At 45.3% G+C, this 26,565-nt stretch carries 31 protein-coding genes and 1 tRNA gene; 26 read left to right on the top strand and 6 right to left on the bottom strand.

Translation table 11 applies throughout. The annotated features are described in order from the left end of the window. Positions 1 to 52: 52 nt before the first annotated feature. Entirely contained in the window at positions 53 to 1,594 is a 1,542-nt protein-coding gene (locus tag RSK81_RS08895) for an ABC-F family ATP-binding cassette domain-containing protein (RefSeq protein WP_315686569.1), read from the top strand. Between the two features lie 42 nt (positions 1,595 to 1,636). Here RSK81_RS08895 and RSK81_RS08890 read toward each other — a convergent pair. From RSK81_RS08890 to RSK81_RS08875, 4 genes are all read right to left on the bottom strand, one after another. Continuing rightward, a protein-coding gene (locus RSK81_RS08890) for an ISL3 family transposase (RefSeq protein ID WP_315686568.1) occupies positions 1,637 to 2,892 on the bottom strand; the annotation gives its coding sequence in 2 pieces (ribosomal slippage) (positions 1,637 to 1,914 and positions 1,914 to 2,892; 1,257 coding nt in all). A gap of 176 nt (positions 2,893 to 3,068) precedes the next feature. Then, the gene (locus RSK81_RS08885; RefSeq protein WP_002897142.1) at positions 3,069 to 3,305 is read right to left on the bottom strand and encodes a zinc-ribbon domain-containing protein; all 237 of its coding nucleotides are present in this window, start codon (positions 3,303 to 3,305) and stop codon (positions 3,069 to 3,071) included. A gap of 35 nt (positions 3,306 to 3,340) precedes the next feature. After that, positions 3,341 to 4,159, bottom strand: coding sequence for a peptidylprolyl isomerase (locus RSK81_RS08880; RefSeq protein WP_149565244.1), 819 nt, complete (start codon positions 4,157 to 4,159; stop codon positions 3,341 to 3,343). Positions 4,160 to 4,213: 54 nt separating this feature from the next. Further along, positions 4,214 to 4,633 (bottom strand): NUDIX hydrolase, encoded by a 420-nt coding sequence (locus RSK81_RS08875; RefSeq protein ID WP_315686566.1) that lies wholly within the window; start codon positions 4,631 to 4,633, stop codon positions 4,214 to 4,216. A 227-nt stretch (positions 4,634 to 4,860) separates the two neighbouring features. Here RSK81_RS08875 and RSK81_RS08870 point away from each other — a divergent pair, with 227 nt between their 5' ends. The 3 genes from RSK81_RS08870 to RSK81_RS08860 all read left to right on the top strand — a co-directional run bounded on the left by RSK81_RS08870 (position 4,861) and on the right by RSK81_RS08860 (position 7,980). Next, positions 4,861 to 5,043: a PspC domain-containing protein gene (locus RSK81_RS08870; RefSeq protein ID WP_002894843.1), complete on the top strand. Its 183-nt coding sequence runs from the start codon at positions 4,861 to 4,863 to the stop codon at positions 5,041 to 5,043. 130 nt (positions 5,044 to 5,173) lie between these two features. Then, positions 5,174 to 7,480 carry a DNA translocase FtsK gene (locus tag RSK81_RS08865; protein WP_315686564.1) on the top strand — a complete coding sequence of 769 codons (2,307 nt, stop codon included), beginning with the start codon at positions 5,174 to 5,176 and terminating at the stop codon, positions 7,478 to 7,480. Positions 7,481 to 7,593: 113 nt separating this feature from the next. Beyond that, a complete protein-coding gene (locus RSK81_RS08860; RefSeq protein WP_125351183.1) occupies positions 7,594 to 7,980 on the top strand; it encodes a VOC family protein in 387 nt (128 codons plus the stop codon). Between the two features lie 110 nt (positions 7,981 to 8,090). On the opposite strand, the gene RSK81_RS08855 is transcribed toward RSK81_RS08860, so the two are convergent. Further along, positions 8,091 to 8,438: a DUF3397 domain-containing protein gene (locus tag RSK81_RS08855; protein ID WP_002897148.1), complete on the bottom strand. Its 348-nt coding sequence runs from the start codon at positions 8,436 to 8,438 to the stop codon at positions 8,091 to 8,093. A 151-nt stretch (positions 8,439 to 8,589) separates the two neighbouring features. On the opposite strand from RSK81_RS08855, the gene rplK reads away from it, so the two are divergent. The 8 genes from rplK to RSK81_RS08815 all read left to right on the top strand — a co-directional run bounded on the left by rplK (position 8,590) and on the right by RSK81_RS08815 (position 15,202). Continuing rightward, positions 8,590 to 9,015 (top strand): 50S ribosomal protein L11, encoded by a 426-nt coding sequence (gene rplK / locus RSK81_RS08850; protein WP_002894851.1) that lies wholly within the window; start codon positions 8,590 to 8,592, stop codon positions 9,013 to 9,015. Between the two features lie 101 nt (positions 9,016 to 9,116). Continuing rightward, complete coding sequence (gene rplA, locus RSK81_RS08845; RefSeq protein ID WP_002894855.1) at positions 9,117 to 9,806, top strand: 50S ribosomal protein L1; 690 nt, start codon at positions 9,117 to 9,119, stop codon at positions 9,804 to 9,806. A gap of 129 nt (positions 9,807 to 9,935) precedes the next feature. Then, the gene (locus RSK81_RS08840; RefSeq protein WP_315686563.1) at positions 9,936 to 11,387 is read left to right on the top strand and encodes an APC family permease; all 1,452 of its coding nucleotides are present in this window, start codon (positions 9,936 to 9,938) and stop codon (positions 11,385 to 11,387) included. 190 nt (positions 11,388 to 11,577) lie between these two features. Next, a complete protein-coding gene (pyrH, locus tag RSK81_RS08835) occupies positions 11,578 to 12,303 on the top strand; it encodes a UMP kinase (RefSeq protein ID WP_315686562.1) in 726 nt (241 codons plus the stop codon). 19 nt (positions 12,304 to 12,322) lie between these two features. Continuing rightward, on the top strand, positions 12,323 to 12,880 hold the full coding sequence (gene frr / locus RSK81_RS08830) for a ribosome recycling factor (RefSeq protein ID WP_002894858.1): 558 nt from the start codon (positions 12,323 to 12,325) through the stop codon (positions 12,878 to 12,880). Positions 12,881 to 12,984: 104 nt separating this feature from the next. Then, positions 12,985 to 13,839, top strand: coding sequence for an RNA-binding virulence regulatory protein CvfB (gene cvfB / locus RSK81_RS08825; protein ID WP_315686561.1), 855 nt, complete (start codon positions 12,985 to 12,987; stop codon positions 13,837 to 13,839). Between the two features lie 67 nt (positions 13,840 to 13,906). Continuing rightward, positions 13,907 to 14,122, top strand: a complete 216-nt coding sequence (locus RSK81_RS08820; RefSeq protein WP_002894860.1) for a YozE family protein — start codon at positions 13,907 to 13,909, stop codon at positions 14,120 to 14,122. Positions 14,123 to 14,212: 90 nt separating this feature from the next. Further along, entirely contained in the window at positions 14,213 to 15,202 is a 990-nt protein-coding gene (locus tag RSK81_RS08815) for a PhoH family protein (RefSeq protein WP_142999618.1), read from the top strand. Positions 15,203 to 15,270: 68 nt separating this feature from the next. Here the strand turns inward: RSK81_RS08815 and ald are convergent, their stop codons facing one another. Continuing rightward, the gene (ald, locus tag RSK81_RS08810) at positions 15,271 to 16,383 is read right to left on the bottom strand and encodes an alanine dehydrogenase (protein WP_125378093.1); all 1,113 of its coding nucleotides are present in this window, start codon (positions 16,381 to 16,383) and stop codon (positions 15,271 to 15,273) included. Between the two features lie 130 nt (positions 16,384 to 16,513). Here ald and RSK81_RS08805 point away from each other — a divergent pair, with 130 nt between their 5' ends. From RSK81_RS08805 to smpB, 14 genes are all read left to right on the top strand, one after another. Beyond that, positions 16,514 to 17,083 (top strand): GNAT family N-acetyltransferase, encoded by a 570-nt coding sequence (locus RSK81_RS08805; protein ID WP_023916516.1) that lies wholly within the window; start codon positions 16,514 to 16,516, stop codon positions 17,081 to 17,083. Positions 17,084 to 17,131: 48 nt separating this feature from the next. After that, positions 17,132 to 17,204, top strand: a tRNA-Thr gene (locus RSK81_RS08800). Positions 17,205 to 17,428: 224 nt separating this feature from the next. Continuing rightward, a complete protein-coding gene (gene ybeY, locus RSK81_RS08795) occupies positions 17,429 to 17,926 on the top strand; it encodes an rRNA maturation RNase YbeY (protein WP_023916514.1) in 498 nt (165 codons plus the stop codon). Next, the gene (locus RSK81_RS08790) at positions 17,907 to 18,305 is read left to right on the top strand and encodes a diacylglycerol kinase family protein (protein WP_002894866.1); all 399 of its coding nucleotides are present in this window, start codon (positions 17,907 to 17,909) and stop codon (positions 18,303 to 18,305) included. Before ybeY ends, RSK81_RS08790 begins: the two co-directional genes overlap by 20 nt. A gap of 66 nt (positions 18,306 to 18,371) precedes the next feature. Beyond that, a complete protein-coding gene (era, locus tag RSK81_RS08785; protein WP_002931140.1) occupies positions 18,372 to 19,271 on the top strand; it encodes a GTPase Era in 900 nt (299 codons plus the stop codon). A gap of 26 nt (positions 19,272 to 19,297) precedes the next feature. Further along, positions 19,298 to 20,080, top strand: coding sequence for an alpha/beta fold hydrolase (locus tag RSK81_RS08780; RefSeq protein ID WP_125378139.1), 783 nt, complete (start codon positions 19,298 to 19,300; stop codon positions 20,078 to 20,080). 1 nt (position 20,081) lies between these two features. After that, entirely contained in the window at positions 20,082 to 20,552 is a 471-nt protein-coding gene (locus RSK81_RS08775; protein ID WP_315686558.1) for an NUDIX hydrolase, read from the top strand. A 27-nt stretch (positions 20,553 to 20,579) separates the two neighbouring features. Then, a complete protein-coding gene (gene mutM / locus RSK81_RS08770; protein WP_315686556.1) occupies positions 20,580 to 21,404 on the top strand; it encodes a DNA-formamidopyrimidine glycosylase in 825 nt (274 codons plus the stop codon). A gap of 5 nt (positions 21,405 to 21,409) precedes the next feature. Continuing rightward, the gene (gene coaE / locus RSK81_RS08765) at positions 21,410 to 22,006 is read left to right on the top strand and encodes a dephospho-CoA kinase (RefSeq protein ID WP_223322415.1); all 597 of its coding nucleotides are present in this window, start codon (positions 21,410 to 21,412) and stop codon (positions 22,004 to 22,006) included. Positions 22,007 to 22,039: 33 nt separating this feature from the next. Further along, positions 22,040 to 23,212 (top strand): multidrug efflux MFS transporter, encoded by a 1,173-nt coding sequence (locus RSK81_RS08760; RefSeq protein ID WP_315687774.1) that lies wholly within the window; start codon positions 22,040 to 22,042, stop codon positions 23,210 to 23,212. Then, a complete protein-coding gene (gene rpmG, locus RSK81_RS08755) occupies positions 23,212 to 23,361 on the top strand; it encodes a 50S ribosomal protein L33 (RefSeq protein WP_072074309.1) in 150 nt (49 codons plus the stop codon). The genes RSK81_RS08760 and rpmG overlap by 1 nt, the downstream gene beginning before the upstream one ends. A gap of 42 nt (positions 23,362 to 23,403) precedes the next feature. Then, a complete protein-coding gene (secG, locus tag RSK81_RS08750) occupies positions 23,404 to 23,637 on the top strand; it encodes a preprotein translocase subunit SecG (protein ID WP_002894878.1) in 234 nt (77 codons plus the stop codon). Between the two features lie 89 nt (positions 23,638 to 23,726). After that, on the top strand, positions 23,727 to 26,075 hold the full coding sequence (gene rnr, locus RSK81_RS08745; protein WP_223322416.1) for a ribonuclease R: 2,349 nt from the start codon (positions 23,727 to 23,729) through the stop codon (positions 26,073 to 26,075). Next, complete coding sequence (smpB, locus tag RSK81_RS08740) at positions 26,038 to 26,505, top strand: SsrA-binding protein SmpB (protein WP_315686553.1); 468 nt, start codon at positions 26,038 to 26,040, stop codon at positions 26,503 to 26,505. Before rnr ends, smpB begins: the two co-directional genes overlap by 38 nt. The last annotated feature ends 60 nt before the right edge of the window (positions 26,506 to 26,565 follow it).

The following is a 26,565-nucleotide window of genomic DNA, read 5'->3' as shown; positions in this document are numbered from 1 at the left end:
TCCCTTTTGATGGTATAATCAAGGAACTGCAATCAATGATAGAGGAGAAAAAATGAGTATCTTAGAAGTAAAAAATCTTAGCCACGGTTTTGGTGACCGGGCTATTTTTGAGGATGTATCCTTCCGCTTGCTCAAGGGTGAGCATATCGGCCTAGTCGGTGCCAATGGCGAAGGAAAGTCTACCTTTATGAGCATTGTGACAGGCAAAATGCTGCCGGACGAAGGCAAGGTCGAGTGGTCCAAGTATGTGACAGCTGGCTATCTGGACCAGCATGCTGTTTTGGAGCAAGGCCAATCCGTCCGCGATGTCTTGCGCACGGCCTTTGACGAGCTGTTCAAGACCGAGGCTCGTATCAATGAAATCTATATGAGCATGGCTGAGGAAGGAGCCGATGTTGATGCCCTGATGGAAGAAGTGGGCGAGCTGCAGGATCGCTTGGAGAGCCGGGATTTCTATACACTAGATGCCAAGATTGACGAAGTCGCACGGGCTCTGGGCGTCATGGATTACGGTATGGAGAGTGATGTGACGGAGCTGTCTGGAGGCCAGCGGACCAAGGTTCTCTTGGCTAAGTTGCTTCTGGAAAAACCAGATATCCTGCTCTTGGACGAGCCAACCAACTATCTGGATGCGGAGCACATTGACTGGCTCAAGCGTTATCTACAGAACTATGAAAATGCCTTTGTTCTGATCTCGCATGATATTCCTTTCCTGAATGACGTCATCAATATCGTCTACCATGTGGAAAATCAGCACTTGACTCGTTATTCTGGCGACTATTATCAGTTCCAGGAAGTCTATGAGATGAAAAAATCTCAGCTAGAAGCAGCCTATGAGCGCCAACAGAAGGAAATTGTGGACCTTAAGGACTTTGTAGCTCGCAATAAAGCCCGCGTGGCGACCCGTAATATGGCCATGTCCCGCCAGAAAAAACTGGACAAGATGGACATTATTGAGCTGCAAAGTGAGAAGCCTAAGCCTTCATTTGACTTCAAGCCTGCCCGTACACCTGGCCGCTTTATCTTCCAAGCCAAGGATTTGCAGATTGGCTACGACCGACCGCTAACCCAGCCCCTTAACCTGACCTTTGAGCGTAATCAGAAGGTAGCAATCATCGGAGCAAATGGGATTGGAAAAACAACCCTGCTCAAGAGTTTGCTAGGGATTATCCCGCCTATCGCAGGTCAAGTCGAGCGTGGGGACTATCTAGAGCTGGGTTATTTCGAGCAGGAAGTAGAGGGCGGCAATCGTCAGACACCGCTGGAAGCAGTCTGGAACGCCTTTCCGGCCCTTAATCAAGCGGAAGTCCGAGCAGCTCTGGCCAGATGTGGTCTGACTTCCAAGCATATCGAGAGCCAGATCCAGGTCCTTTCAGGTGGGGAGCAGGCCAAGGTCCGTCTTTGCCTCCTCATGAACCGAGAAAATAATGTTCTAGTGCTGGACGAGCCGACCAACCACCTAGATGTAGATGCCAAGGAGGAACTCAAACGGGCGCTGAAAGAATACAAGGGCAGTATCCTCATGGTCTGTCACGAGCCTGATTTCTACGAAGGCTGGATGGATCAAATCTGGGATTTTAACCAGCTGAATTGATAAAATTTGGCTCTTTGTCAACTGTAGTGGGTTGATGAAAAGTTATAATCTGGAGAGGACTAAATCAGTCCTCTCCTTTTTGATATTCAAAGCGATGAGGATTCTAGTTTTAAAATTGTCAAAGTTCCGAAAGCCGAAAGCATTGCGCTTGATGACCTTGATGAGGTTGTTAGTAGCTTCTAGTTTTGCATTTGAGTAGGGCAGTTCCAGCGCGTTCAGGATCTTGTCCTTATCTTTCAAAAGGGTCTTAAAAACAGTTTGAAAAATAGGATTTACACAAGAAATGGTATCTTCAATGAGTCCAAAGAAATGCTCAGTTTTTTCTCTTGAAAATGAAACAGTAAGAGTTGATAAAGCTCATAATGTTCTCTGAGTTCTTGAGAGTAAGAGAGAAGCTTTTCCAGAATCTCTTTATTGGTTAAGTGCATGCGAAAAGTTGGACGATAAAATCGTTTATGACTTAGTTTCCGACTATCTTGTTGGAGCAGTTTCCAGTAGCGTTTGATGGCCTTATATTCGTGCGATTTTCTATCCAACTGATTCATGATTTGGATGCGAAGGCGGTTCATAGCCTGGCCGAGATGTTGTACAATGTGAAAGCGGTCGAGGACAATTTTCGCAGAAGGAAATAGTTTTCTGGCAATATTGTAGTAGGGGCTAAACATGTCCATTGTAATGACTTTCACCCTATTTCGGACCTGTCTGGAATAGCGCAGAAAGTGATTGCGAATGGTTGCTTGAGTCCGCCCATCTAAGATAGCTATGATCTTTCTGGAATCAAAATCCTGTGCAATAAAGTTCATCTTGCCTTTCTTAAAGCTGTATTCATCCCAGCTCATGTGCGCTGGAAGGCAGTTAAAGTCAGTCTTGAACTTGAATTCTTTCAATTTACGAATGACTGTGGATGTGGAGACAGCCAAGCTTTCAGCGATGGCTGTCATAGGGACTTTCTCGATTAGTTTTTGTGCGATTTTCTGGTTGACGATGGTCGCGATTTGGTGATTCTTCTTGACTAAGGAAGTCTCTGCGACAGCTACTTTCCTACAGATTTTACAGCGGAAACGGCGCTTTCTCAATCGAATGAGAGTCTTGTAACCCGCACACTCTAAATACGGAATTTTTGATTCTTTCTGGAAGTCATATTTAGCCATTTGTCCTTGGCAGTAAGGGCATTTAGGAGCAGGATAATCCAGCTTAGCGATGATTTCTTTATGAGTTCCAGCATCTAGAACATCCAAGATTATGATGTTAGGGTCTTTTATTCCCAGTAAGTTTGTGATAAAATTGAACTGTTCCATAAGAGTCTTTCTAATGATGGTTTTGTCGCTTTTCATTATAGGTCTTATGGGACTTTTTTTCTACAACAAATAGACTCCATCATTCCTACAGCGGTTTTACCCACTACAGAAATTATAGAGCCGAAAATTTAATAAAAGAAAAGAGACGGTTCATTGAGAATCGTCTCTTTCTGTTGCTAATAATTCAAAAACTGCTCGATTTCCTGCTTTTCAATCTGTTTGCCGTGCTGGCAGACTGGGCAGGTGAGGTAATGTTTTCTACCGTAAGGAAAGGTAGGAATCCAATAGAGTGTAAACTTTCGGCCGGTTTCAATAATGTCCCAAGGTGCGACGTTGTGGCAGTTGGCACACTCGATATTGCTTTGGGTCTGTCCTACGTTTTTCTGATAACCTTTATATCCCCAGATAATCATATTGATTTCCCTCCTTTATTGGTTGGGCAGCAAGCTTATTTGCTGAAGTCATAGTCCTTGATAATCTCGATTTTTTCAATCTTGATATCTTTTTTAGGCTTGTCATTATCGTCTGTTTCTGCGGCAGCGATTTTGTCCACCACATCCATACCTTCCAGCACTTGGCCGAATACAGTATAAGCTCCACCATCTAAAGTAGGATTTCCACCGTTCTTATAGGCTTCGATGATTTTAGCAGGGAAGGAATCCGTAGACATTTGGCTAGACAGGTCTTTTTTGCTTTGGTTGATAAAGAACTGACTGCCATTGGTATCAGGGCCTGCATTGGCCATGGATAGGGCTCCTCGAATATTATAGAGATATGGAGAATACTCATTTTTAAAGCCGTTTCCAGAGTCTTTAGACTTGTCTTTGCCTTTCCAGATAGACTCGCCTCCAGTGCCGTTGCCTTTAGGGTCTCCGGTCTGAATCATAAATTCATTGATGACACGGTGGAATAAGACGCCATCATAGTAGCCTTCCTTGGCATGGGTCAGGAAGTTTTCGACCGCCAGTGGGGCTTGTTTTGGAAAGAGCTTGATGCGGATATCGCCTTCAGTCGTTACCAACTTGACTTCCGCTTCATCTTCAGCAACTTCTGTAGACAGCTGCGGGAAGTTGGCATTTTCGTTGGTCATGGCATCCTTGTATTGCTCACGGAGTTTGCTGGTTTCCTCTGGGTCAGAGCTAGAGCTCACTAGCGAAGAACTGCTGGATGAGTTGGAGGAGCTAGTAGTCTCCTCTTTCTTACCTTTACCAGAGCAGCCAGCCAAGACAAGTCCTGATAAGAGGCTGATAAGAAGAATTTTTTTCATATAAGACCTTTCTCATATTAGATTGTAAACTACTGATATTTTACTACAATTAGGCTAGTTTTTCAAACCCTCCTGCGTCAGACAATCCAGAAGCAGATTTTTAAGTCCTGCTAGCCGTAAGTTCAGGTTGCGAATTGCTTCTATATCTAGCCATTCAGGCTGATAGATGTTCTGGGCATGACTGCGAAGGGCTTCCTCGCCCTGAATCATTGGGGCTGATGTATGTCTGATAGTGGCGCGAAAATAGATTTCTAAGCGGTGGCCATTTCTGAAAGTAAAGGCTGTCTGCAGCTGCTTTTCAGACAAGCTCCAACCCAGCTCTTCCTGAATTTCTCTCTGAGCTGCTTTGACTGCAGTCTCACCTGACTCGGCTCCGCCGCCCGGTATCACAAAATACTCTTCTCCATTTTTCCAGCGATGGATGAGCAGTATTTGCTTGGTTTGGGGATTGAAAAGAATGACTCCGGCTCGCATTATCTTCCTCCTGATATGTTTTTACTGTTAATTAATTAGAATTTCCTTATATTCTAACACAAGAACAAGAGTTTTGCTGGGACTTGTTAAAAGTAAGGTAGAGTGAACAAATTCATCTTGATGTAATTAAATTTTATCTGAAGAGAGGGTTCAATAGCAGACGAACTTGTGCATAGAGAAATGTTATGGTAAAATAAAAAGTGTAAAAATAATAAGGAGTGTTTTCCATGGAGAAAAGACTGACAAGAGATGTCAAAAACAAGAAAATCGCTGGTGTATGTGCTGGTATCGCAAACTACTTTGATTTAGATCCAACCTTGGTTCGTGTTATTTGGATTCTTTTGGTCTGTGTGGCAGGTACAGGTGTCTTGGCTTACTTGATTGCTTGGGCGGTTATGCCAGAGGCTTAATAAGAATTTTGTGATAGTGAAATGAGAACTGGCTAGCCCAGTTCTTTTTGCGTGGATAAATAAGTTTTTTTGTTTCTGATCTAGATAAAAGATTTCTCATCTAAGGCTCAAATATGGTATAATAAGGGTTATGGCAACTAAGAAAAACACGAAAAAAGGCCGGACAACTCGTCGGCCGACAAAAGCAGAATTAGAAAGACAAAAAGCAATAAAGAGAATGATTGCCACCTTTGTGTTGGCTCTTATTCTTTTGTTTGCAGCTATAAAGCTGGGCGCCTTTGGGGTTACCATTTATAATATGATTCGCCTCTTGGTGGGAAGCTTGGCCTATCTGGCTATTCTGGCCAGCTTTGGCTATCTCTTTTTTTTCAAGTGGCTGCACAAGCACGAAGGGACGGTTTCAGGATTTATCAGCCTCTTTTTGGGACTGGAGTTAATTTTCCAAGCTTATTTCGTCAGCGTGTTAAAGCTAGAAGGAGCATCTGTCTTATCCACAACTCTAGGCAGAGTTTTGACTGATCTGACAGCCTTTAAGGTCACCTCCTTCGCGGGCGGTGGCCTGCTGGGTTCTCTCCTTTATGCGCCTATCTCTTTCCTTTTTTCAAATATTGGTTCTTATTTCTTCGGCCTGCTGCTCATTCTTTTGGGCGGTCTGCTTATGAGCCCTTGGTCTATCTATGACATTTCAGAAAAGGCTATGGCAGCCTTTCAAAATTGGAGAGAGAAGCAGGAAGAAAAGCGGCAGCTCCGTTTCCTGGAGCAGGAAGAAAAAGCTGCACAGGCAGCTATGCAAGCTATTGAAGTAGAGCAAGAAGAAGCCGAAGTTGATCCTGAAACAGGAGAGATTTTAGATGATGAGGACTTGTCAGATACAGCTGTGAACTTTGACGATGCAGACTATGAGGAAGTAGGAGAGTATGACCCCCATGAGCCTCTGGACTTTGGTCGCGAAGAAGAGACGGAAGAGGCTGACGCCGATGTAGACGTAGAAGTGGACTTTACCGCAAAGGAAAGTCTGGATTACAAGTTGCCGACCATCAACCTTTTTGCGCCCGACAAGCCTAAGAATCAGTCCAAAGAAAAGCGCATTGTTCGAGATAATATCAAAATTTTGGAAGAGACCTTTGCTAGTTTTGGGATCAAGGCTGCTGTTGAGCGGGCTGAAATCGGACCTTCTGTCACCAAATATGAGGTCAAGCCAGCTGTCGGAGTTCGGGTCAATCGGATTTCCAATCTGGCTGATGACTTGGCTCTAGCCTTGGCTGCCAAGGATGTACGGATTGAAGCACCGATTCCTGGGAAATCCCTAGTAGGGATTGAAGTGCCCAACTCTGAAGTTGCGACCGTGACCTTCCGAGAACTCTGGGACCAGTCGAAGACGGATGCTAGTAAGCTCCTAGAAATCCCACTTGGTAAGGCTGTCAACGGCTCTGTCCGCTCCTTTGACTTAGCTAAGATGCCTCATCTCTTGGTGGCGGGCTCTACTGGATCTGGTAAATCTGTGGCCGTCAACGGTATTATTGCCAGCATTCTCATGAAGGCCAGACCCGATGAAGTCAAGTTTATGATGGTGGATCCTAAGATGGTGGAGCTATCCGTTTATAATGACATTCCCCACTTGCTTATCCCTGTTGTGACCAATCCTCGCAAGGCCAGTCGTGCATTGCAGAAGGTTGTAGACGAGATGGAAAACCGCTATGAACTCTTCTCCAAGGTCGGTGCACGTAATATTGCCGGTTACAATGCTAAAGTAGCTGAGTACAATGCCCAGTCAGAGTACAAGCAGGTGCCCCTGCCTTTAATCGTCGTCATCGTGGACGAGCTGGCTGACCTTATGATGGTGGCCAGCAAGGAAGTGGAAGACGCCATTATCCGTTTAGGGCAAAAAGCGCGTGCGGCTGGGATTCACATGATTCTGGCTACACAACGGCCATCTGTAGATGTTATCTCGGGTCTGATTAAGGCCAATGTGCCCTCTCGGATTGCCTTTGCTGTATCCAGCGGGACAGATAGTCGGACCATTCTGGATGAAAATGGAGCAGAAAAGCTCTTGGGTCGAGGAGACATGCTCTTTAAGCCTATTGATGAAAACCATCCGGTTCGTTTGCAGGGCTCCTTTATCTCAGATGAAGATGTGGAGCGAATCGTAGCCTTTGTCAAGAATCAAGCTGAAGCTGACTATGACGATAGCTTTGATCCTGGTGAAGTATCTGAAAGTGATATGGAGTCTGGCGGTGGCGATGATGAAGGTGATCCGCTCTTTGAAGAAGCCAAGGCCTTGGTTATCGAAACTCAGAAGGCCAGCGCTTCTATGATTCAGCGGCGACTCTCGGTCGGCTTTAATCGGGCTACTCGTCTTATGGAAGAACTTGAAGCAGCGGGCGTTATCGGTCCAGCCGAAGGAACCAAGCCGAGAAAAGTTTTGCAGACAAATTAATTCGAATTTCACTAGTCTGCCAGCAAGATAATCATTTGATAAAAACAAATCTGCCAGCAGTCAGCCGGCAGATTTTCTCTACTTACACATTGCCAAGGAAAGGAAAAGAAGGTATGAAACTAGACACCATTCACCATATAGCCATCATTGGCCATGATTATGCCAAGACTAGGGAGTTTTATGTGGACAAGCTGGGCTTTGAGCAGCTGGATGAACACCATCGGCCCGATAAGCAGGATATTCTCTTTAATGTCCGCAAGGGGAATCTGACTCTGGAAATTTTTATCAAGGAGGAAGCTCCCAAGCGGCCAGCCTTTCCTTCTCCAGAACATACTGGTTTGCGGCATCTGGCCTTCCGAGTGACAAATGTCGAAGAAACGCTAGAGGAATTTGACCGTTTGGAGATTCCTCATACCGAGCTGCGTTATGATGACTTTGACGGCCGTAAGATGGCTTTCTTCTTTGATCCGGATGGCCTGCCTTTGGAGATTCATGAATAAGGCTAGGAAAATCGGGAGGTTCTTCTTTCACGGCAAAAGAAGGACTTGTAAATCTCACATATGAAAAACCCATCGGCTATCTGATAACCAATGGGTTTTGTTTTACATTATTACAAAAAGAGACCGATGACCATGGCTAGGTACATGAAGAAGGTCAGAAGAAAACCTGCTCGCCAGAAGAACTTAAAGAACTTAGGGTAGTAGAAGCTCCGTTTTTTCTTGAGAAAATAGATGGTGATGGCGATAGCGAGAACTGATAGAGCTAGAGTCAGCTGGGGCAGCAAGCTATGATAGTAGGCCTTGTCTGAAATGATATAAAATTCCACAACAAAAAGCGGAAAAGCCAAGTCCGCAAAGTTTAAACCGTATTTTCTTAATTGAAAAACTCGCACTGTAATAGTGGTTAAAATCAAAGTTAAAAAGATAAATAAAATCGAAGCAATCTTTAATAGTGTCATAAGATTATTTTACCACAAAAAATTCAAAAAAGAAGATAAAATTCCTTGCATTTAACAAAGTTTAGTGTATAATAGAAAGGTATGCGAAAAGCATACTTGTGGGAGGTAAAAATCTTTATTTACCGCCAAAACCACAAAGGAGGATTTAAAAATGGCTAAAAAAGTCGAAAAACTTGTAAAATTGCAAATCCCTGCTGGTAAAGCTACTCCAGCTCCACCAGTTGGTCCTGCGCTTGGTCAAGCCGGTATCAACATCATGGGATTCACTAAGGAGTTCAATGCTCGTACAGCTGATCAAGCTGGTATGATTATTCCAGTTGTTATCTCAGTATACGAAGACAAATCATTCACTTTCGTGACTAAGACTCCGCCAGCCGCTGTTCTTTTGAAGAAAGCTGCAGGTGTTGAAAAAGGTTCTGGTGAGCCAAACAAAACGAAAGTTGCAACAGTTACTCGTGCGCAAGTACAAGAAATTGCTGAAACTAAGATGCCAGATTTGAACGCTGCAAACATCGAGTCTGCAATGCGTATGATTGAAGGTACTGCTCGTTCTATGGGATTCACTGTTGTTGACTAATCAATAACGCTCATCCCATTTGCCCGCACTACACTTGATCAGATTGACGAGTGACGTGGGAGATGAAAATCGATTGAACCACTTACAAGGAGAAAGATAAAATGGCTAAAAAAAGCAAACAACTTCGTGCTGCTCTTGAAAAAATCGACAGCACAAAAGCATACAGCGTAGAAGAAGCTGTAGCACTTGCAAAAGAAACTAACTTTGCAAAATTCGATGCAACTGTAGAAGTTGCTTACAACTTGAACATCGACGTTAAAAAAGCTGACCAACAAATCCGTGGCGCAATGGTATTGCCAAACGGAACTGGTAAAACTTCACGCGTTCTTGTTTTCGCACGTGGAGCAAAAGCTGAAGAAGCGAAAGCTGCTGGTGCAGACTTCGTTGGTGAAGATGACCTCGTTGCAAAAATCAACGACGGTTGGTTGGACTTTGACGTAGTAATCGCTACACCTGATATGATGGCACTTGTAGGTCGCCTTGGACGTGTCCTTGGACCTCGTAACTTGATGCCAAACCCTAAGACTGGTACTGTAACAATGGACGTTGCAAAAGCAGTTGAAGAGTCTAAAGGTGGTAAGATTACTTACCGTGCTGACCGTGCAGGTAACGTACAAGCTATCATTGGCAAAGTTTCATTTGAAGCTGACAAGTTGGTTGAAAACTTCAAAGCTTTCAATGACACAATCCAAAAAGCGAAACCAGCTACTGCTAAAGGTACTTACGTAACCAACCTAACTATCACTACTACACAAGGTGTTGGTATCAAGGTTGACGTAAACTCACTTTAAGAATTAAATTGAACTGCCTGCGGGTAGTTCTTTTTTTGAAATAAAAACGCTGATAGCGATTACAAACTCATAGAAACATGTTATAATAATATCGAATCAATTTATTTTATAACAAAAGGAGACGGTGTCATGAAAAAAGATCAGAACCAGCTAACCTGGCTGATGGTATCTCTGATTGCTTTTAATATGGTCTGGGGTCTGGGCAATGTAGTTAATAACTACTCCCAGCAGGGCATTTCGGTAATTGTTTCTTGGATTCTTATCCTGGCTATTTACTTTATTCCCTATGCCCTCATCGTGGGGCAGCTAGGCTCGACTTTCAAGGAGAGTGGAGGCGGTGTCAGTGACTGGGTAGAGAAAACCTCTACCAAGCGGCTGGCTTATTTTGCGGCCTGGACTTATTGGGTGGTGCACATTCCTTATCTGGCTCAAAAGCCGCAGGGAGTTTTGATTCCGCTGGGCTGGGCTATTCAGGGAAATGGCGACTTTTTGAGCAGTCTTGATATTCACTGGATCGTTATTCTAAGCTTGCTGATTTTCGGTGCTTTTCTCTACTTGTCTACCAAGGGGCTGTCCACGCTCAAGGTGATTGGGGGCTTGGCAGGAAGCGCTATGCTGATTATGTCTTTCCTCTTCGTCCTCTTAGCAGTCGGGGCGCCTTTTATCAAACCTGACATGCAGTTTGCGACGGCTAATATGGATAAGCTTAGCACTTACATTCCCAACTTTGATTTTTCTTATTTTACAACCATCTCTCTCTTGGTCTTTGCGGTCGGCGGGGCTGAGAAAATATCGCCTTACGTTAATCAAACACGCAATCCAGCCAAGGAATTTCCAAAGGGGATGATTGTCATGGCTATCATGGTTGGTGCATCTGCTATCCTAGGCTCTATAGCTATGGGCATGCTTTTTGACGGTAGTAATATTCCTGAGGATCTGATGCGAAATGGTGCTTACCAAGCTTTCCAAATGCTGGGTAACTACTGGGGGGTAGGCAATGTGCTAGTAGTCATCTATGCCCTGACCAATATGGTTGGACAGATTGCAGCACTGGCTTTCTCTATTGACGCGCCTCTGCAAATCATGCTCAATAATGCAGATGAAGAGTTTGTTCCAAGTTGGCTGCGCAAGCGGACATCAAAAGGAGTCCTCATTAACGGTTATATCCTGACAGGGATTTTGGTTAGCTTACTAATTATTCTGCCTATCTTTGGAATCAAAGAAATTGACGGCCTGGTCAAATGGATGACCAATCTCAACTCCATCGTTATGCCTATGCGTTATCTCTGGGTATTCCTGGCCTACATGATGTTGAACAAGGCCTGGAAAAAGTACAAGGATGCTGAGTACAAGTTTACCAAAAATCCCAAAGTTGGCTTTGCTATCGGAGCTTGGTGCTTCCTCTTTACAGCCTTTGCCTGCATTTTAGGGATGGTTCCGAAAGTGGACTTTGCCAAAGACCCAGCTGGCTGGCAATTCTCTCTCTTGACAAATATCCTGACGCCAATCGTCTTGATCAGTCTGGGTGTTATCCTGCCGCTCTTAGCTAAGCGGGAAAGGAAACAGTCGCTCAAGCAGTGAGTAGACCTAGCAAAAGATGATTGAAGTATTCATTCCCAGTCCTATCTGATGATGGGGCTGGTTTTTCTGTGAAATAAGCTTGTCTGCTCTGCTATTTTACAAAAAGGAAAAAAGAAAAATTTCAGTGATTTAACTATATAAAAATCACAAAATGTGGTAAAATAGTACAGATAAAATAAGGAGTAAAAAAATGGTAGAACCTAAGTATAAGCGTATTTTGATTAAGTTGTCAGGTGAAGCTCTTGCCGGTGAAAAAGGCGTTGGTATTGATATTCAGACTGTTCAGAAGATGGCGGAAGAAATCAAAGAAGTTCATGATTTGGGAGTTCAAATTGCTCTGGTTATCGGAGGCGGAAACCTTTGGCGGGGTGAGCCGGCAGCAGAAGCAGGCATGGACCGCGTGCAGGCCGACTATACTGGTATGTTGGGCACTGTCATGAATGCGCTGGTAATGGCGGATTCGCTGCAGCAAGTCGGTGTAGATACGCGCGTGCAGACTGCGATTGCTATGCAGCAGGTAGCTGAGCCTTACATCCGAGGTCGGGCCATTCGTCATTTGGAAAAAGGCCGTATCGTCATTTTCGGTGCAGGTATTGGTTCTCCTTATTTTTCAACCGATACAACCGCTGCATTGCGCTCAGCAGAGATTGAAGCAGATGCGATTCTCATGGCCAAAAATGGCGTAGATGGTGTTTACAATGCCGATCCTAAGAAAGACAAGACCGCTGTTAAGTTTGATGAGCTGACTCACCGAGATGTCATCAGCAAGGGACTGCGGATTATGGACTCAACGGCTTCGACCCTGTCTATGGACAATGACATTGACTTGGTTGTCTTTAATATGAATGAGCCGGGCAATATCAAACGCGTTGTTATCGGTGAGCAAATCGGAACAACAGTATCAAATAATTTATAAGAACGGAGATTAGAAACTCATGGCAAATGCAATTGTAGAAAAAGCAAAAGAAAGAATGACCCACTCGCACCAAAGTTTGGCTCGTGAATTTGGCAGCATCCGTGCAGGCCGCGCCAATGCCAGCCTTTTGGACCGCATCCATGTGGAGTACTATGGAGTAGAAACTCCGCTCAATCAAATCGCTTCGATTACGATTCCGGAAGCGCGTGTTCTTTTGGTGACACCTTTTGACAAGTCTTCTATCAAGGACATTGAGCGTGCGCTTAATGCTTCTGACCTCGGGATTACTCCAGCCAGCGATGGCTCTGTGATTCGTCTGGTCATTCCAGCCCTGACAGAGGAAACCCGTCGTGACTTGGCTAAAGAAGTGAAAAAGGTCGGTGAAAATGCTAAAGTTGCCATCCGTAACATCCGCCGCGATGCTATGGACGAAGCTAAGAAGCAGGAAAAAGCCAAAGAAATCACTGAAGACGAATTGAAGACCTTGGAAAAGGATATTCAAAAAGTAACGGATGATGCTGTCAAACATATCGACGAGATGACAGCAAATAAAGAAAAAGAACTTTTAGAAGTTTAACATTTTTATCAGAATCAAAACTCAGTTGGCTTTGGCTGACTGAGTTGTTTTAAAATCAAAAATCCTTGCCCGGTTTGAAGAAGCAAGGTAGAAAATAGGTCTATATGAATACAAATCTTGCCAGCTTCATCGTGGGTATCATCACGGATGAAAATGATCGCTTTTACTTTGTTCAAAAGGATGGTCAGGTTTACGCTCTTTCTAAGGAAGAGGGGGCGCATGAGCTGGGGCAGTCTGTCAAAGGCTTTGCCTACAGCGATATGAAGCAGAAGCTTCGTTTGACAACTCTCGAAGTTACAGCAACCCAAGAGCAGTTTGGTTGGGGAACAGTAACGGAGGTTCGCAAGGATCTAGGCGTCTTTGTCGATACCGGTCTGCCTGATAAGCAAATCGTTGTGTCACTTGACATCTTGCCAGAAATCAAGGAACTCTGGCCAAAAAAGGGTGACCTCCTTTATATCCGTCTGGAAGTAGATAAGAAAGACCGCATCTGGGGCCAACTGGCTTATCAGGAGGATTTCCAGCGTCTGGCTCGTCCTGCCTATAATAACATGCAGAACCAAAACTGGCCAGCCATCGTTTATCGGCTCAAGCTTTCTGGTACCTTTGTCTACCTGCCGGAGAATAATATGCTGGGCTTCATTCATCCGAGTGAGCGCTATGCAGAGCCACGTCTTGGTCAGGTCTTGGACGCGCGGGTAATTGGCTTCCGTGAAGTAGACCGCACTCTTAACCTCTCTCTCAAGCCTCGCTCCTTTGAAATGTTGGAAAACGATGCCCAGATGATTCTGACCTATCTGGAGAGCAATGGCGGTTTTATGACTTTGAACGATAAATCTTCACCAGACGACATCAAGGCTACATTTGGCATTTCCAAAGGCCAGTTTAAAAAAGCTCTGGGTGGGCTGATGAAAGCTGGTAAAATCAAGCAGGACCCGACTGGAACGGAGTTGGTGTGAGGATGAAGAGTTGACATCTAGAGCTGATGCTTGGAAGGGTACAATCTTAAAGAAATGAAAGGAACCTATGAGAAAATCTTTTTACAGCTGGCTGATGACAGAGCGCAATCCTAAGAGCAAGGAGCCCAAGGCTATTTTGGCAGATTTGGCTTTTCAGGATACGGCCTTTCCCAAGCATACGGATGATTTTGATGAGGTCAGTCGTTTTCTGGAGGAGCATGCAAATTTTTCCTTTAACTTGGGCGAGTTTGATGCTATTTGGGAAGAATATCAAGCCCATTAAGTGGATAGTGGCTAGGGATAGTCATTTTCTGCTTGCTTTGATATAATAAAGATAATTCATTCAAAAAAATAAATGAGAGAGGTTCTTTGTTTGCAGGAACATTCAGTAGAATTAAAACTGGGCCATCCAGATGATGCCTTTCATCTCTTTGGCTCTAATGAACGCCATCTGCGCTTGATGGAGCAGGAATTGAAGGTAACCATTCATGCCCGAACCGAGATTGTGCAGATTTTAGGTACGGAGGCTTCCTGCGAGGAGACTCGACAGGTCATTCAGGCTCTGTTGGTCTTGGTCAATCGTGGCATGACCATCGGTACTCCCGATGTTGTGACAGCCATCACCATGGTCAAAAATGATGAAATTGATAAGTTTGTAGCTCTTTACGAAGAAGAGATTATCAAGGACAGCTATGGCAAGCCGATTCGGGTCAAGACACTTGGCCAAAAAATCTATGTGGACAGCGTTAAAAATCATGATATCGTCTTTGGGATCGGGCCAGCCGGGACAGGGAAGACCTTTCTGGCGGTGACCTTGGCCGTGACTGCTCTCAAGCGTGGGCAGGTCAAGCGAATCATCCTGACAAGGCCAGCGGTAGAAGCTGGTGAGAGTTTGGGATTTCTGCCTGGTGATCTTAAGGAAAAGGTGGATCCTTATCTGCGTCCGGTCTATGATGCCTTGTATCAGATTTTGGGCAAGGACCAGACAACGCGCCTTATGGAGCGAGAAATCATTGAGATTGCTCCCCTAGCCTATATGCGGGGGCGGACTTTGGATGATGCTTTTGTAATTCTGGACGAGGCACAGAATACCACCATCATGCAGATGAAGATGTTTCTGACACGCCTCGGTTTCCAGTCCAAGATGATTGTCAATGGAGACATCAGCCAGATTGACCTGCCTCGCAATGTTAAATCAGGACTCATTGATGCTCAGGAGAAATTGAAGAGCATCTCCCAGATCGATTTTGTGCATTTCTCAGCTAAGGATGTCGTTCGTCATCCAGTGGTGTCGGAGATTATCCGAGCTTATGAACCAGCTTCTGTTAAAGCTAGTGAATCTGATATAGGAGAAACAGAATAGCATACGAAAAGAGCAGATTTATTTCTGCTCTTTTTTGTGAGATTGATTTGAAAAGTCGAAATGTTCGACTAAACGAGTTCGTCAATAGATGTGTAGTCCTTGTTGAGGCCTTCTGCAACTGGTTGGCTGGTGATGTGACCTTGGTAGGTTGTGACACCTTGGCGCAGTCCTTTGTCATCTGCAATGGCTTGCTTGAAGCCTTTCTCTGCCAAGGCTTCAACATAAGGAAGGGTAACATTGGTCAGGGCAATGGTAGAAGTGCGGGCTACAGCGCCAGGGATATTTGCAACTGCATAGTGGAGAACACCATGTTTTTCGTAAACAGGCTCAGTGTGAGTCGTTACGCGGTCAGCTGTTTCAATGACACCGCCTTGGTCAACGGCTACGTCAACAATGACTGAGCCTGGACGCATTTGCTTAACCATATCGTCTGTCACCAGTTTCGGAGCTTTAGCACCTGGAATGAGGACAGCGCCAATCACGACATCTGCTTCTCGAACGCTAGCTTCGATATTGAAAGGATTAGACATGAGGGTCTGGATTTGATGACCAAAGACATCTTCTAGGACAGACAGACGCTTAGCGCTGATATCCAGAATAGTCACTTGAGCACCCAGTCCTAGAGCAATACGAGCGGCATGAGTACCTACGACACCGCCGCCGATGATAGTAACTTTTCCTTTCGGAACGCCCGGTACACCACCGAGAAGTACGCCAGATCCACCTTCACGCTTAGTCAGGAAGTGGGCTCCGATTTGGACAGCCATCCGTCCAGCTACCTCACTCATAGGTACCAAGAGTGGCAATTGTCCATCTTGGTCGCGGACAGTTTCGTAGGCCAGACCAGTTGTCTTGGCACTTGTCATAGCATCTGCAAGTTCAGGAGCGGCAGCCATGTGCAGGTAGGTAAAGAGCAAGAGGTCATCACGCAGGAAGCCATATTCAGCTGCCAGAGGTTCTTTGACCTTGACCACCAGCTCAGCTGCCCAAGCTTCTGCAGCAGTAGGGACGATTTTTGCACCTTGCTTTTGGTAGTCTGCATCTGTAAAACCAGATCCCAGCCCCGCATTAGTCTCAATCAGAACTTCATGGCCTTTACCAACGAGGCTGTGAACACCAGCTGGTGTCAGAGCGACACGATTTTCATTGTTTTTGATTTCTTTTGGAATACCGATTAACATAAAAAATATGCTCCTTTTTTAAGATGTTTTTATTGTATATGAAAACGCTTCAAAAATCAAGAAAAAATCAGAGTGGTTTGCTTTCATTAGTGAATTGTGCTATTCTGTTAAGAAAAAATAGGAGGCTCTGATGGAAAATATCTATGTCAAACTGGCTCGTCATACCAGACTGGAAACTGAGCGGTTGATTCTGCGTCCGGTGACCTTGGAGGATGCCCCGGCAATGTTTGAGTACGCTTCAGATGAGGAAAATACTCGCTATACTTTTGAGACAAACAAAAGCCTGGAAGAAACACGCAATAATATCGCTCTCTTTTATCTGGCCAATCCTCTGGGGCGCTGGGGAATAGAAGTGAAAGAAAGTGGCAAATTCATCGGGACTATTGACCTGCATAAGATCAGGCTGGACTTGAAAACGGCGGCTATCGGATACGTAATCAATAAAAAATACTGGAATCTGGGATATACGACAGAGGCCAATCGCGCAGTAATCAAGCTAGCTTTTGAGGAAATCAGAATGAACAAACTTGTAGCGCTGCATGATGTGGATAATCCAGCATCTGGCCGAGTTATGGTCAAGTCTGGTATGAAATATTCCCACGAAGAGCCTTATGCATCACTAGATAAGCATGAGAAAGGCCGCATTGTGATGCGGGTTCATTACTATCTGACTAGGGAAGATTATTTTTCAAAAAAATGAGAAAGGATATTGACAAGCACCTATCTACATGATATATTAGATAGGTACGCTGATTTAGCTCAGTTGGCAGAGCGCATCCATGGTAAGGATGAGGTCGCCGGTTCGATCCCGGCAATTAGCATCTTGTAGGACAAGGTTGGGTTTTCCCAGCCTTTTCTTTTTGCCAATGATAGCAGGTAGTGAAAGGCAAAGTTTCGGGAAGGTATAAAATAAGAATAGCTGCTTTTGTCTTTGTGGTGAGAGGTTGACAAATCTGCTCTGCTATTTTCCAAAACCCTGCCCTCGGCTCCCTAAAGTGAGTCAAAATATGATATAATAAGGTAATACTAGCAAAGCGGGTAAGATATGTATATCGAAATGGTAGATGAAACGGGTCAGGTTTCGGAAGAGATTCTTAAACAGACTCAGGAAATTTTGGAATTTGCGGCCCAGAAAACGGGCAAGGAAAATAAGGAAATGGCTGTGACTTTTGTCAGCAATGAGCGCAGTCATGAACTCAACTTGGAATATAGAGATACGGATCGGCCGACGGATGTGATCAGCTTGGAGTATAAGCCTGAGCTGGACATCGCTGTTGACGAGGAGGATTTGCTGGACCATCCTGAGCTAGCTGAGATGCTGGAGGATTTTGATGCCTATATCGGCGAGCTGTTCATTTCAGTGGACAAGGCGCGTGAGCAGGCAGAGGAATACGGCCACAGCTTTGAGCGGGAGATGGGCTTTTTGGCAGTGCATGGTTTTCTGCATATCAACGGCTATGATCACTATACGCCGGAAGAAGAAGTGGAAATGTTTGGTTTACAGGAAGAAATTTTAACTGCTTATGGACTCACAAGGAAATAACAAACGCAAATGGAAAAATCGAGATGTGGTCTCGAGTCTGGAATTTGCTTTAACCGGTATTTTTACAGCCTTTAAAGAGGAGCGCAATCTGCGCAAACATGTACTTTCGGCTCTGGCGGTGATAGTTGCGGGACTGATTTTTGACTTGTCCGCGATAGAATGGCTCTTTCTCTTTTTGAGCATTTTTCTGGTCATTGCCTTTGAGATTGTCAATTCTGCCATTGAAAATGTCGTGGATTTGGCCAGCGATTACCACTTTTCTATGCGGGCTAAGAATGCCAAGGATATGGCAGCGGGAGCTGTTCTGGTCGTGTCTGGCTTTGCAGTTGTGACGGGACTGATTATTTTTGTTCCCAAAATTTGGGATTGGATTTTTTAAAGACTTGAAAATCGGGGGAGACTGCCGATTTTCTGCTGTTTTTATGGAAATAATAGAGGTAAAATAATGACTTTTAAATCAGGTTTTGTAGCTATTTTAGGACGTCCCAATGTTGGGAAATCAACCTTTTTGAATCATGTTATGGGGCAAAAGATTGCCATCATGAGCGATAAGGCTCAGACCACACGCAATAAAATTATGGGAATTTACACGACGGATAAGGAGCAGATTGTCTTTATCGACACGCCGGGAATCCATAAGCCTAAGACGGCTCTAGGCGATTTTATGGTGGAAGCAGCTTACAGCACCCTGCGTGAGGTGGATACCGTCCTCTTCATGGTGCCGGCTGATGAGCCGCGTGGCAAGGGCGATGACATGATTATCGAACGCCTGAAAGCGGCTAAGGTGCCAGTTATTTTGGTGGTTAATAAGATCGATAAAGTCCATCCGGATCAGCTCTTAGCGCAAATTGATGATTTCCGTCAGCAGATGGACTTCAAAGAAATCGTGCCGATTTCAGCTCTTCAGGGCAACAATGTTTCCCGTCTGGTTGATATCCTTAGTGAAAATCTGGAGGAAGGTTTCCAATATTTCCCAGAAGATCAGATTACCGACCACCCAGAACGTTTTCTGGTATCAGAGATGATTCGGGAGAAGGTTTTGATGCTGACGCGGGAGGAAATTCCCCATTCAGTCGCAGTGGTTGTTGACAGTATGAAGCGAGACGAGGAGACGGACAAGGTCCATATCCGAGCGACAATCATGGTGGAGCGTGACAGCCAAAAAGGCATTATCATCGGTAAAGGCGGATCCATGCTGAAGAAAATCGGATCCATGGCTCGGCGCGATATTGAGCTCATGCTGGGGGACAAGGTCTTCCTAGAAACCTGGGTCAAGGTCAAGAAAAACTGGCGGGACAAGAAGCTGGACTTGGCGGACTTTGGCTATAATAAGAAGGAGTATTGAGGTTTTCTAAGCTAGTAAGTGAGGTGATGGAGATGCCGTCATTATTCATTGATGAAAGAGGGGAGCAAAATCCAAAAAGTATTATCTTTTTGCATGCTTCAGGCTCTAGCAGTCAGATGTGGCGACACCATGTTGCTGTGCTTGAGCAAGATTTTCATTGCATTCTTGTGGATTTACCTGGTCACGGAGCCAGTCATAATATTGAGTGGACAAACTTTGATGATGTCGTGGAAATGATTGTGGCTGTCATTAAAAGCAAAGCACATGGCAAGCCGCACTTGGTTGGGCTTTCATTAGGCGGTTCCCTCATACTTAAGTTGTTGGAAAAACATTCCAGTCTTATAGATAAAGTCATTGTGGATGGGGCAAGCCCTCAGCCAATTAAGGGCTATCTCAAGATCATTGCCATTGTCTATCTTATGTCTTTCTTGAAAAATACTAAATTTGTAGCCAATTTCCTGACAAAGATGATGCAAGAGGACGGAGCACCTGTCCAAGACGTTCAGCGCTTTGTTGCAGATTTCCAAAGAGCTGAACGGCGCTCATTTCGACGTGCGATGTCACAGGCAAATCTGCTGAGACTTGACTTGCAGTTTGATAATCCTGCTTTCTTTGTCTCAGGTGGGAAAGAAGCCGAAACTATTCATGACTGGCACCGCAGGTTGGCACAGAAAAATGTTAGGTCTGAATACGCCTACTATCCTGACAAAGGGCATGCTTGGCTTTTTAGTGATGTGGATACACATATTCAGCTGCTGTGCTATTTCTTTCAAAATGCTGCCTTTCCAGAGAAATTGAAAGGATTTTGATATGGACTATATTTCCTATATTCGCTCCAAGGTGGGGCATGATAAGGTTATCTTGAATTTTGCTGGTGGAATTCTGGCAGACGAGGAAGGTCGTGTGCTTCTGCAGTTGCGAGGTGATAAGAAAACATGGGCGATTCCTGGTGGAGCTATGGAGCTCGGGGAAACTTCTCTTCAAGCAGCCCTGCGTGAATTTCACGAAGAGACAGGCATTGCTGTTGAAGCCAAGCGCTTGCTGAATGTTTATACTAATTTTGATGAATCTTATCCTAATGGTGACAAAGTGCAGACGGTTGTCTTTCTGTATGAATTGCAAGCACTGGAGGATTTTGATATTTCCAATTTTCACAATGAGGAAACTCTACGTTTAGGCTTTTTTTCTAAAGAAGAAATAGCAGAGCTGGAAAATGTATCGGATAAACACCGCCTGATGCTGGGTGAGTATTTTTCGGACAGCTTTGCTATGGGGCTTTGATATTAGGAAGAATAAGAAAGGAGCTTTATGCCTGAATTACCTGAAGTGGAGACGGTTCGGCGCGGTTTGGAGTGTCTGGTTGTTGGCAAGACGATTGATCAGGTGCGGGTCTGCTATGCCAAGATGATTGGTACGGGAGCGGATAGCTTTGTCCATGACTTGCCAGGTCAGACCATTGAAAGGATTGGCCGTCGGGGCAAGTATTTGCTCTTTTACCTGACGGGTGGAGTGCTGCTTTCCCATCTGCGAATGGAAGGCAAGTATCTTTTTTATCCTGATGAGGTGCCTGAGCGCAAGCATGCTCATGTCTTTTTCCAGACGACGGATGGTGGAACGCTTGTTTATGAGGATGTCCGCAAGTTTGGGACCATGGAGCTCTTGAGAAAGGACCAGCTGGAGGCTTATTTTGCTGCCAGAAAGCTTGGTCCTGAGCCGACAGAGGCGGACTTTCTTTTATCTCCTTTTGCAGCAGCTTTGAAGCGTTCCAAGAAGCCCATCAAACCCTATTTGCTGGAGCAGTCCTTGGTCGTTGGGCTAGGCAATATCTATGTAGATGAGGCTCTTTGGCGGGCGCGGATTCATCCGGCAAGGCCAGCAGATAGTCTGAAGCCTGCTGAAGTCAATCGGCTGCGTGAGCAGATTATAGAAGTTTTGCAGCTCGGGATTGAAAAGAGAGGATCGACTATTCGGACCTATCGCAATGCTTTGGGTGAAGATGGCACGATGCAGGATTTTCTGCAGGTCTATGGAAAGACTGGGCAACCCTGCGCTAGATGCGGCAGCCCGATTGAGAAAATTAAGCTGGGTGGACGCGGTACTCATCTCTGTCCTCACTGCCAGAAAGCGAGGTAGCTGTTATGGCAAGAATTATCGGTATCACTGGCGGCATTGCCTCAGGTAAGTCAACTGTGACAGAGTTTTTAAGGCAGCAGGGTTATCAGGTCATTGATGCGGATCAGGTAGTGCATGAGCTGCAAGAGCCGGGGGGACGGCTTTATCAAGCTCTTTTATCTACTTTTGGCTCATCTATCTTACAGGAAGATGGGCGCTTGGACCGGCCTAAGCTGGGAGCTATGATTTTTGGGAATCCCGAACTCTTGGAGCAGTCCAGTCAAATACAAAATCAGATTATCCGCGAGGAACTGGCTGGCAGACGAGATTTGCTGGCAGAGACGGAAGATATCTTTTTTATGGATCTTCCCTTGCTGTTTGAGTTACAATATGAAGACTGGTTTGAGCAGATCTGGCTGGTGGATGTGACTGAGGAAACTCAGCTCAGTCGCCTTATGACTCGAAACTCTCTCAGTCAGGAAGAGGCAGAAAAACGCATAGCAGCTCAGCTATCTCTCCAAGAAAAGCGAAAGAGGGCGGATGTGCTGATAGATAATAATGGCTCGCTTGAGGAAACTCGACAGCAGCTTCGCGATGCTTTGCAGAAATTAGAAAGAAGATGATTTGTCACGACACAAGTAAACTGGAAACATAACCTGAAAGTCGCTTGGTTTGGGAACTTCCTGACAGGTGCTAGCATTTCTCTGGTGACGCCTTTTATGCCACTTTTCGTGGAGCAGTTGGGTGCCAGAGGTCATGAGGTGGAGTATTACGCTGGGCTAGGGATTTCACTCTCTGCAATCTCAGCGGCACTGCTCTCTCCTGTATGGGGAAGTCTGGCCGATCGGTATGGCCGTAAGCCTATGATGATACGTGCAGCTACTGCCATGGTTTTCACGATGGGCGGCATTGCTTTTGTGCCCAATATTTTCTGGCTCTTGCTCCTACGCTTTCTAAACGGTGTTTTCGCTGGTTATGTTCCCAACAGTACAGCTCTGATTGCCAGTCAGGCTCCCAAGGAAAAAACAGGTTATGCTCTGGGAACTCTCTCGACCGGTGTCGTTGCGGGTAATCTTATGGGTCCCTTTATTGGGGGTCTGATTGCGGAGATGTTCGGCATTCGCAATGTCTTTCTCCTGATTGGCGGCTTTTTTCTAGTGGCAGCCTTGATGACCTTTTATTTGATTCGGGAGGATTTTGTGCCAGTGACCCGACAAGAAGAGGTAGGCTTTAGGGAATTGCTGCGTCAACTCAGGTATCCTAGGATGCTGATGAATCTCTTTCTGACCAGCTTTGTTATCCAGTTTGCAGCTCAATCTATCAGCCCTATCCTTGCCCTCTATGTCAGAGAACTGGGTCAAAAGGACAATCTGATTTTTATTTCGGGTCTCATCGTTTCTAGCATGGGACTTTCCAGTATGATGAGCTCCAGCATTCTGGGGCGGTTAGGAGACCGTATCGGCAATCACCGGCTTCTGGTGCTGGCTCAGTTCTATTCAATCCTGATTTATCTGCTCTGTGCCAATGCTGGCTCCCCTATGCAGCTAGGCTTTTATCGCTTTTTATTCGGTCTAGGAACAGGGGCGCTGATACCAGGTGTCAATGCTTTGCTAAGTAAGATAACACCCAAATTTGGAATCTCTAGGATTTTCAGCTATAATCAGATTTTCTTTTATCTGGGTGGGGTGGTCGGCCCTATGTCTGGATCGGTTATTGCGGCAGCCTATGGCTATCATTCAGTCTTTTATGCAACAGCAGGGCTGGTTGCCGTTAGTATGCTGGCCAATCTCTTTAGTTTTCGAAATTTATTTAAAAAGAAGGATATTTAGTGCGCGTTAAAATAAATTTAAAATGTTCCAGCTGCGGCAGTCAGAACTATCTGACCAGCAAAAATACAAAAACGCATCCGGAAAAAATTGAGGTCTTAAAGTATTGTCCTAAGGAAAGAAAAGTTACTTTACATCTTGAATCCAAGTAAATTTTATGATAAAATAGATAGGATTTTAAGGAGTTTTTATTTATGTACAACCTATTATTAACCATTTTAGTCATTTTATCAGCTATTATTGTCATTGCAATTTTCATGCAGCCAACCAAAAATCAGTCCAGCAACGTTTTTGATGCCAGTGCCAACGACTTGTTTGAACGTCCTAAGGCACGTGGTTTTGAAGCTGTGATGCAGCGTATGACGGGAATTATGATTTTCTTCTGGCTACTGATTGCATTGGTATTAGCAGTATTATCTAGTAAATAAAATGGGCTCTGACTTCGTCTTGGCCTATTTTTTAAGTTTTAAAGAGATTTAGCAAGGATGAAGAAAACGCTCATCAAGAGAAGAGGAATATGAAATCAGAAATCATTGAATATTTAAAAGACAAGCAGCAGGCCAGCATGGATGAGCTGGCGGCTGCTTTGGGGAAAGAATCTTCCAAGGACTTTAGTAGCTTGGTCAAGACCATTTCCCAGATGGAAAGAAAGCATCAGATTCGCTTTGATGACAAGGGGCGGATTGAGCTTTATGAGAAGAAAAAGCAGGAGCGTCTGACGCTCAAGGGTGTTTTTCATGCCCACAAGAATGGATTTGGCTTTGTTACCTTGAATGAGGAAGAGGATGACCTCTTTGTCGGCCGTAATGATGTCAATCATGCCATTGATGGTGATACGGTGGAAGTAGTCATTACCAAGGTGGCAGACCGTATCAAGGGAACATCAGCTGAGGCTAAGATTATCGATATTTTGGAGCACAGCCTGACGTCAGCGGTTGGTCAGCTGGTTCTGGATGAGGAAAAGCCCAAGTATGCGGGTTATATCCGCTCGAAAAATCAGAAAATAAGCCAGCCTATTTATGTCAAAAAACCAGCTATGGTTCTGGATGGTACAGAGGTGCTCAAGGTCGCTATTGACAAATATCCGACCAAGAAACACGATTTCTTTGTGGCTAGTCTGGTCGATGTGGTCGGTCATGTCAACGATCCAGGTATTGATGTATTAGAAGTGCTGGAGTCGATGGATATTGTCTCCGAATTTCCAGAAAAGGTCTTGGAAGAGGCCGAGCGAGTTCCGGATGCACCGACAGAGAGTGATTTGGCAGGACGTTTGGATCTGCGCGAAGAGATTACCTTTACCATCGATGGGGCGGATGCCAAAGACTTGGATGATGCTGTCCATATCAAGCGCCTGAAAAATGGCAACTTTGAGCTAGGCGTACATATCGCAGATGTGTCCTACTATGTCAAAGAAGGCTCTGAGCTGGACAAGGAAGCCCTCAATCGAGCGACTTCAGTCTATGTGACCGATCGCGTGGTACCTATGCTGCCAGAGCGCTTGTCAAACGGAATCTGCTCTCTCAATCCCAATGTGGACCGGCTGACCCAGTCGGCTATCATGGAGATAGATGCCAAGGGGTGCGTGGTCAAGCATACCATTACTCAGACTGTCATCAAGACGACCTTCCGCATGACCTACAGCGATGTCAACGACATCATTGCTGGAAATCAGGAAAAAGCTGAGCAGTTCAAGGAAATTGTGCCTAGTATTGACAGCATGGTTCGTCTGCATGAAATTCTGGAAAGCATGCGTTTTAAGCGTGGTGCACTCAACTTTGACACCAATGAAGCCAAAATCATGGTCAATAAAGAAGGCCGGCCGGTTGACATTGTCCTGCGTCAGCGGGGAATTGCCGAGCGAATGATTGAGTCCTTTATGCTGGTGGCGAATGAGACGGTGGCTGAGCATTTTGCTAAGCTAAATCTGCCCTTCATCTATCGGATTCACGAGGAGCCTAAGGCGGAGAAGGTGCAGAAGTTTATCGACTACGCCTCTAGCTTTGGGATTCGGATATACGGGACGGCTAGCTCTATGAGTCAACAGGCCCTGCAGGATATTATGGAATCGGTCAAAGACCAGCCTTATGAGGATGTCCTATCCATGATGCTTCTGCGCTCCATGCAGCAGGCTCGCTACTCCGAGCACAATTACGGCCACTACGGTCTGGCAGCGGAGTTTTATACGCATTTCACCAGTCCGATTCGCCGCTATCCGGACCTTCTGGTTCACCGGATGGTACGGGATTATGGCAAGTCTAAAGAAATAGCAGAGCATTTTGAGCAAGTGATTCCAGAGATTGCCAGTCAGTCTTCCAGCCGGGAGCGTCGGGCTATTGAGGCCGAGCGTGAAGTTGAAGCCATGAAGAAGGCTGAGTACATGGAAGAATTCGTTGGAGAAGAGTTTGACGGCGTAGTTTCAAGCGTGGTTAAGTTTGGACTCTTCGTCGAACTGCCTAATACGGTCGAAGGCTTGATTCATGTTACCAATCTGCCAGAGTTTTACAGCTATAATGAGCGGACGATGACCCTGCAAGGAGAAAAGTCCGGCGTGGTCTTCAAGGTCGGTCAGCAGATTCGCATCAAGCTGGTCCGAGCGGATAAGGCTACAGGCGAGATTGACTTTGAATACCTGCCAAGTGAATTTGACCTGGTAGAAAAGACTAGCAAGAGTGGCAGAGGCAGGTCAGGCAGAAAGAGACGCCGTGAGGATGGCAAGCGCAGCCATTCTTCCAAAGAAAAAGGCAACAGAGATAAGAAAGAGAAGAAGTCCAAGAAAGGCAAGAGCCAGAAGGCATTTTACAAGGAAATAGTCAAGAAAGGAGCCAAGCATGGCAAAGGGAGAAGGAAAGGTCGTCGCGCAAAATAAAAAGTCCAGACACGACTACACCATCGTGGATACCATCGAGGCGGGCATGGTGCTGACTGGTACGGAAATCAAGAGTGTCCGCGCTGCCCGTATCAATCTAAAAGACGGCTTTGCCCAGATCAAGAACGGTGAGGCCTGGCTCAGCAATGTCCATATTGCGCCTTATGAAGAGGGCAATATCTGGAACCAAGAGCCTGAGCGTCGCAGAAAGCTGCTGCTGCATAAGAAGCAGATCCAAAAGCTGGAGCAGGAGACCAAGGGAACCGGAATGACGTTGGTGCCACTCAAGGTCTATCTCAAGGATGGCTATGCAAAGCTCCTCCTAGGCTTAGCCAAAGGGAAGCACGACTACGACAAGCGCGAGTCAATCAAACGTCGCGAGCAAAACCGCGATATAGCAAGACAGATGAAGAACTTTAATACAAGATGAAAGACTGGGCGACCGGTCTTTTTGAATCCTCATTCTAAGTGTGTTAAAATATAAAAGATA

Source organism: Streptococcus sp. DTU_2020_1000888_1_SI_GRL_NUU_041A (assembly GCF_032387735.1).
Lineage (GTDB): Bacteria > Bacillota > Bacilli > Lactobacillales > Streptococcaceae > Streptococcus > Streptococcus sanguinis.
This window is presented reverse-complemented; position numbering and strand designations above follow the sequence as displayed.

What these genes read in the sequence shown, in the direction of transcription:
- pyrH (WP_315686562.1), top strand. Translation starts at nt 11,578, where the DNA reads ATGGTAGAACCTAAGTATAAGCGTATTTTGATTAAGTTGTCAGGTGAA.
- smpB (WP_315686553.1), top strand. Translation starts at nt 26,038, where the DNA reads ATGGCAAAGGGAGAAGGAAAGGTCGTCGCGCAAAATAAAAAGTCCAGA.
- mutM (WP_315686556.1), top strand. Translation starts at nt 20,580, where the DNA reads ATGCCTGAATTACCTGAAGTGGAGACGGTTCGGCGCGGTTTGGAGTGT.
- RSK81_RS08870 (WP_002894843.1), top strand. Translation starts at nt 4,861, where the DNA reads ATGGAGAAAAGACTGACAAGAGATGTCAAAAACAAGAAAATCGCTGGT.
- RSK81_RS08775 (WP_315686558.1), top strand. Translation starts at nt 20,082, where the DNA reads ATGGACTATATTTCCTATATTCGCTCCAAGGTGGGGCATGATAAGGTT.
- frr (WP_002894858.1), top strand. Translation starts at nt 12,323, where the DNA reads ATGGCAAATGCAATTGTAGAAAAAGCAAAAGAAAGAATGACCCACTCG.
- rnr (WP_223322416.1), top strand. Translation starts at nt 23,727, where the DNA reads ATGAAATCAGAAATCATTGAATATTTAAAAGACAAGCAGCAGGCCAGC.
- RSK81_RS08805 (WP_023916516.1), top strand. Translation starts at nt 16,514, where the DNA reads ATGGAAAATATCTATGTCAAACTGGCTCGTCATACCAGACTGGAAACT.
- RSK81_RS08875 (WP_315686566.1), bottom strand. Translation starts at nt 4,633, where the DNA reads ATGCGAGCCGGAGTCATTCTTTTCAATCCCCAAACCAAGCAAATACTG.
- rplA (WP_002894855.1), top strand. Translation starts at nt 9,117, where the DNA reads ATGGCTAAAAAAAGCAAACAACTTCGTGCTGCTCTTGAAAAAATCGAC.
- RSK81_RS08885 (WP_002897142.1), bottom strand. Translation starts at nt 3,305, where the DNA reads ATGATTATCTGGGGATATAAAGGTTATCAGAAAAACGTAGGACAGACC.
- coaE (WP_223322415.1), top strand. Translation starts at nt 21,410, where the DNA reads ATGGCAAGAATTATCGGTATCACTGGCGGCATTGCCTCAGGTAAGTCA.
- RSK81_RS08895 (WP_315686569.1), top strand. Translation starts at nt 53, where the DNA reads ATGAGTATCTTAGAAGTAAAAAATCTTAGCCACGGTTTTGGTGACCGG.
- RSK81_RS08780 (WP_125378139.1), top strand. Translation starts at nt 19,298, where the DNA reads ATGGAGATGCCGTCATTATTCATTGATGAAAGAGGGGAGCAAAATCCA.
- era (WP_002931140.1), top strand. Translation starts at nt 18,372, where the DNA reads ATGACTTTTAAATCAGGTTTTGTAGCTATTTTAGGACGTCCCAATGTT.
- rplK (WP_002894851.1), top strand. Translation starts at nt 8,590, where the DNA reads ATGGCTAAAAAAGTCGAAAAACTTGTAAAATTGCAAATCCCTGCTGGT.
- RSK81_RS08840 (WP_315686563.1), top strand. Translation starts at nt 9,936, where the DNA reads ATGAAAAAAGATCAGAACCAGCTAACCTGGCTGATGGTATCTCTGATT.
- cvfB (WP_315686561.1), top strand. Translation starts at nt 12,985, where the DNA reads ATGAATACAAATCTTGCCAGCTTCATCGTGGGTATCATCACGGATGAA.
- RSK81_RS08880 (WP_149565244.1), bottom strand. Translation starts at nt 4,159, where the DNA reads ATGAAAAAAATTCTTCTTATCAGCCTCTTATCAGGACTTGTCTTGGCT.
- ald (WP_125378093.1), bottom strand. Translation starts at nt 16,383, where the DNA reads ATGTTAATCGGTATTCCAAAAGAAATCAAAAACAATGAAAATCGTGTC.
- secG (WP_002894878.1), top strand. Translation starts at nt 23,404, where the DNA reads ATGTACAACCTATTATTAACCATTTTAGTCATTTTATCAGCTATTATT.
- RSK81_RS08855 (WP_002897148.1), bottom strand. Translation starts at nt 8,438, where the DNA reads ATGACACTATTAAAGATTGCTTCGATTTTATTTATCTTTTTAACTTTG.
- ybeY (WP_023916514.1), top strand. Translation starts at nt 17,429, where the DNA reads ATGTATATCGAAATGGTAGATGAAACGGGTCAGGTTTCGGAAGAGATT.
- RSK81_RS08790 (WP_002894866.1), top strand. Translation starts at nt 17,907, where the DNA reads ATGGACTCACAAGGAAATAACAAACGCAAATGGAAAAATCGAGATGTG.
- RSK81_RS08860 (WP_125351183.1), top strand. Translation starts at nt 7,594, where the DNA reads ATGAAACTAGACACCATTCACCATATAGCCATCATTGGCCATGATTAT.
- RSK81_RS08820 (WP_002894860.1), top strand. Translation starts at nt 13,907, where the DNA reads ATGAGAAAATCTTTTTACAGCTGGCTGATGACAGAGCGCAATCCTAAG.
- RSK81_RS08865 (WP_315686564.1), top strand. Translation starts at nt 5,174, where the DNA reads ATGGCAACTAAGAAAAACACGAAAAAAGGCCGGACAACTCGTCGGCCG.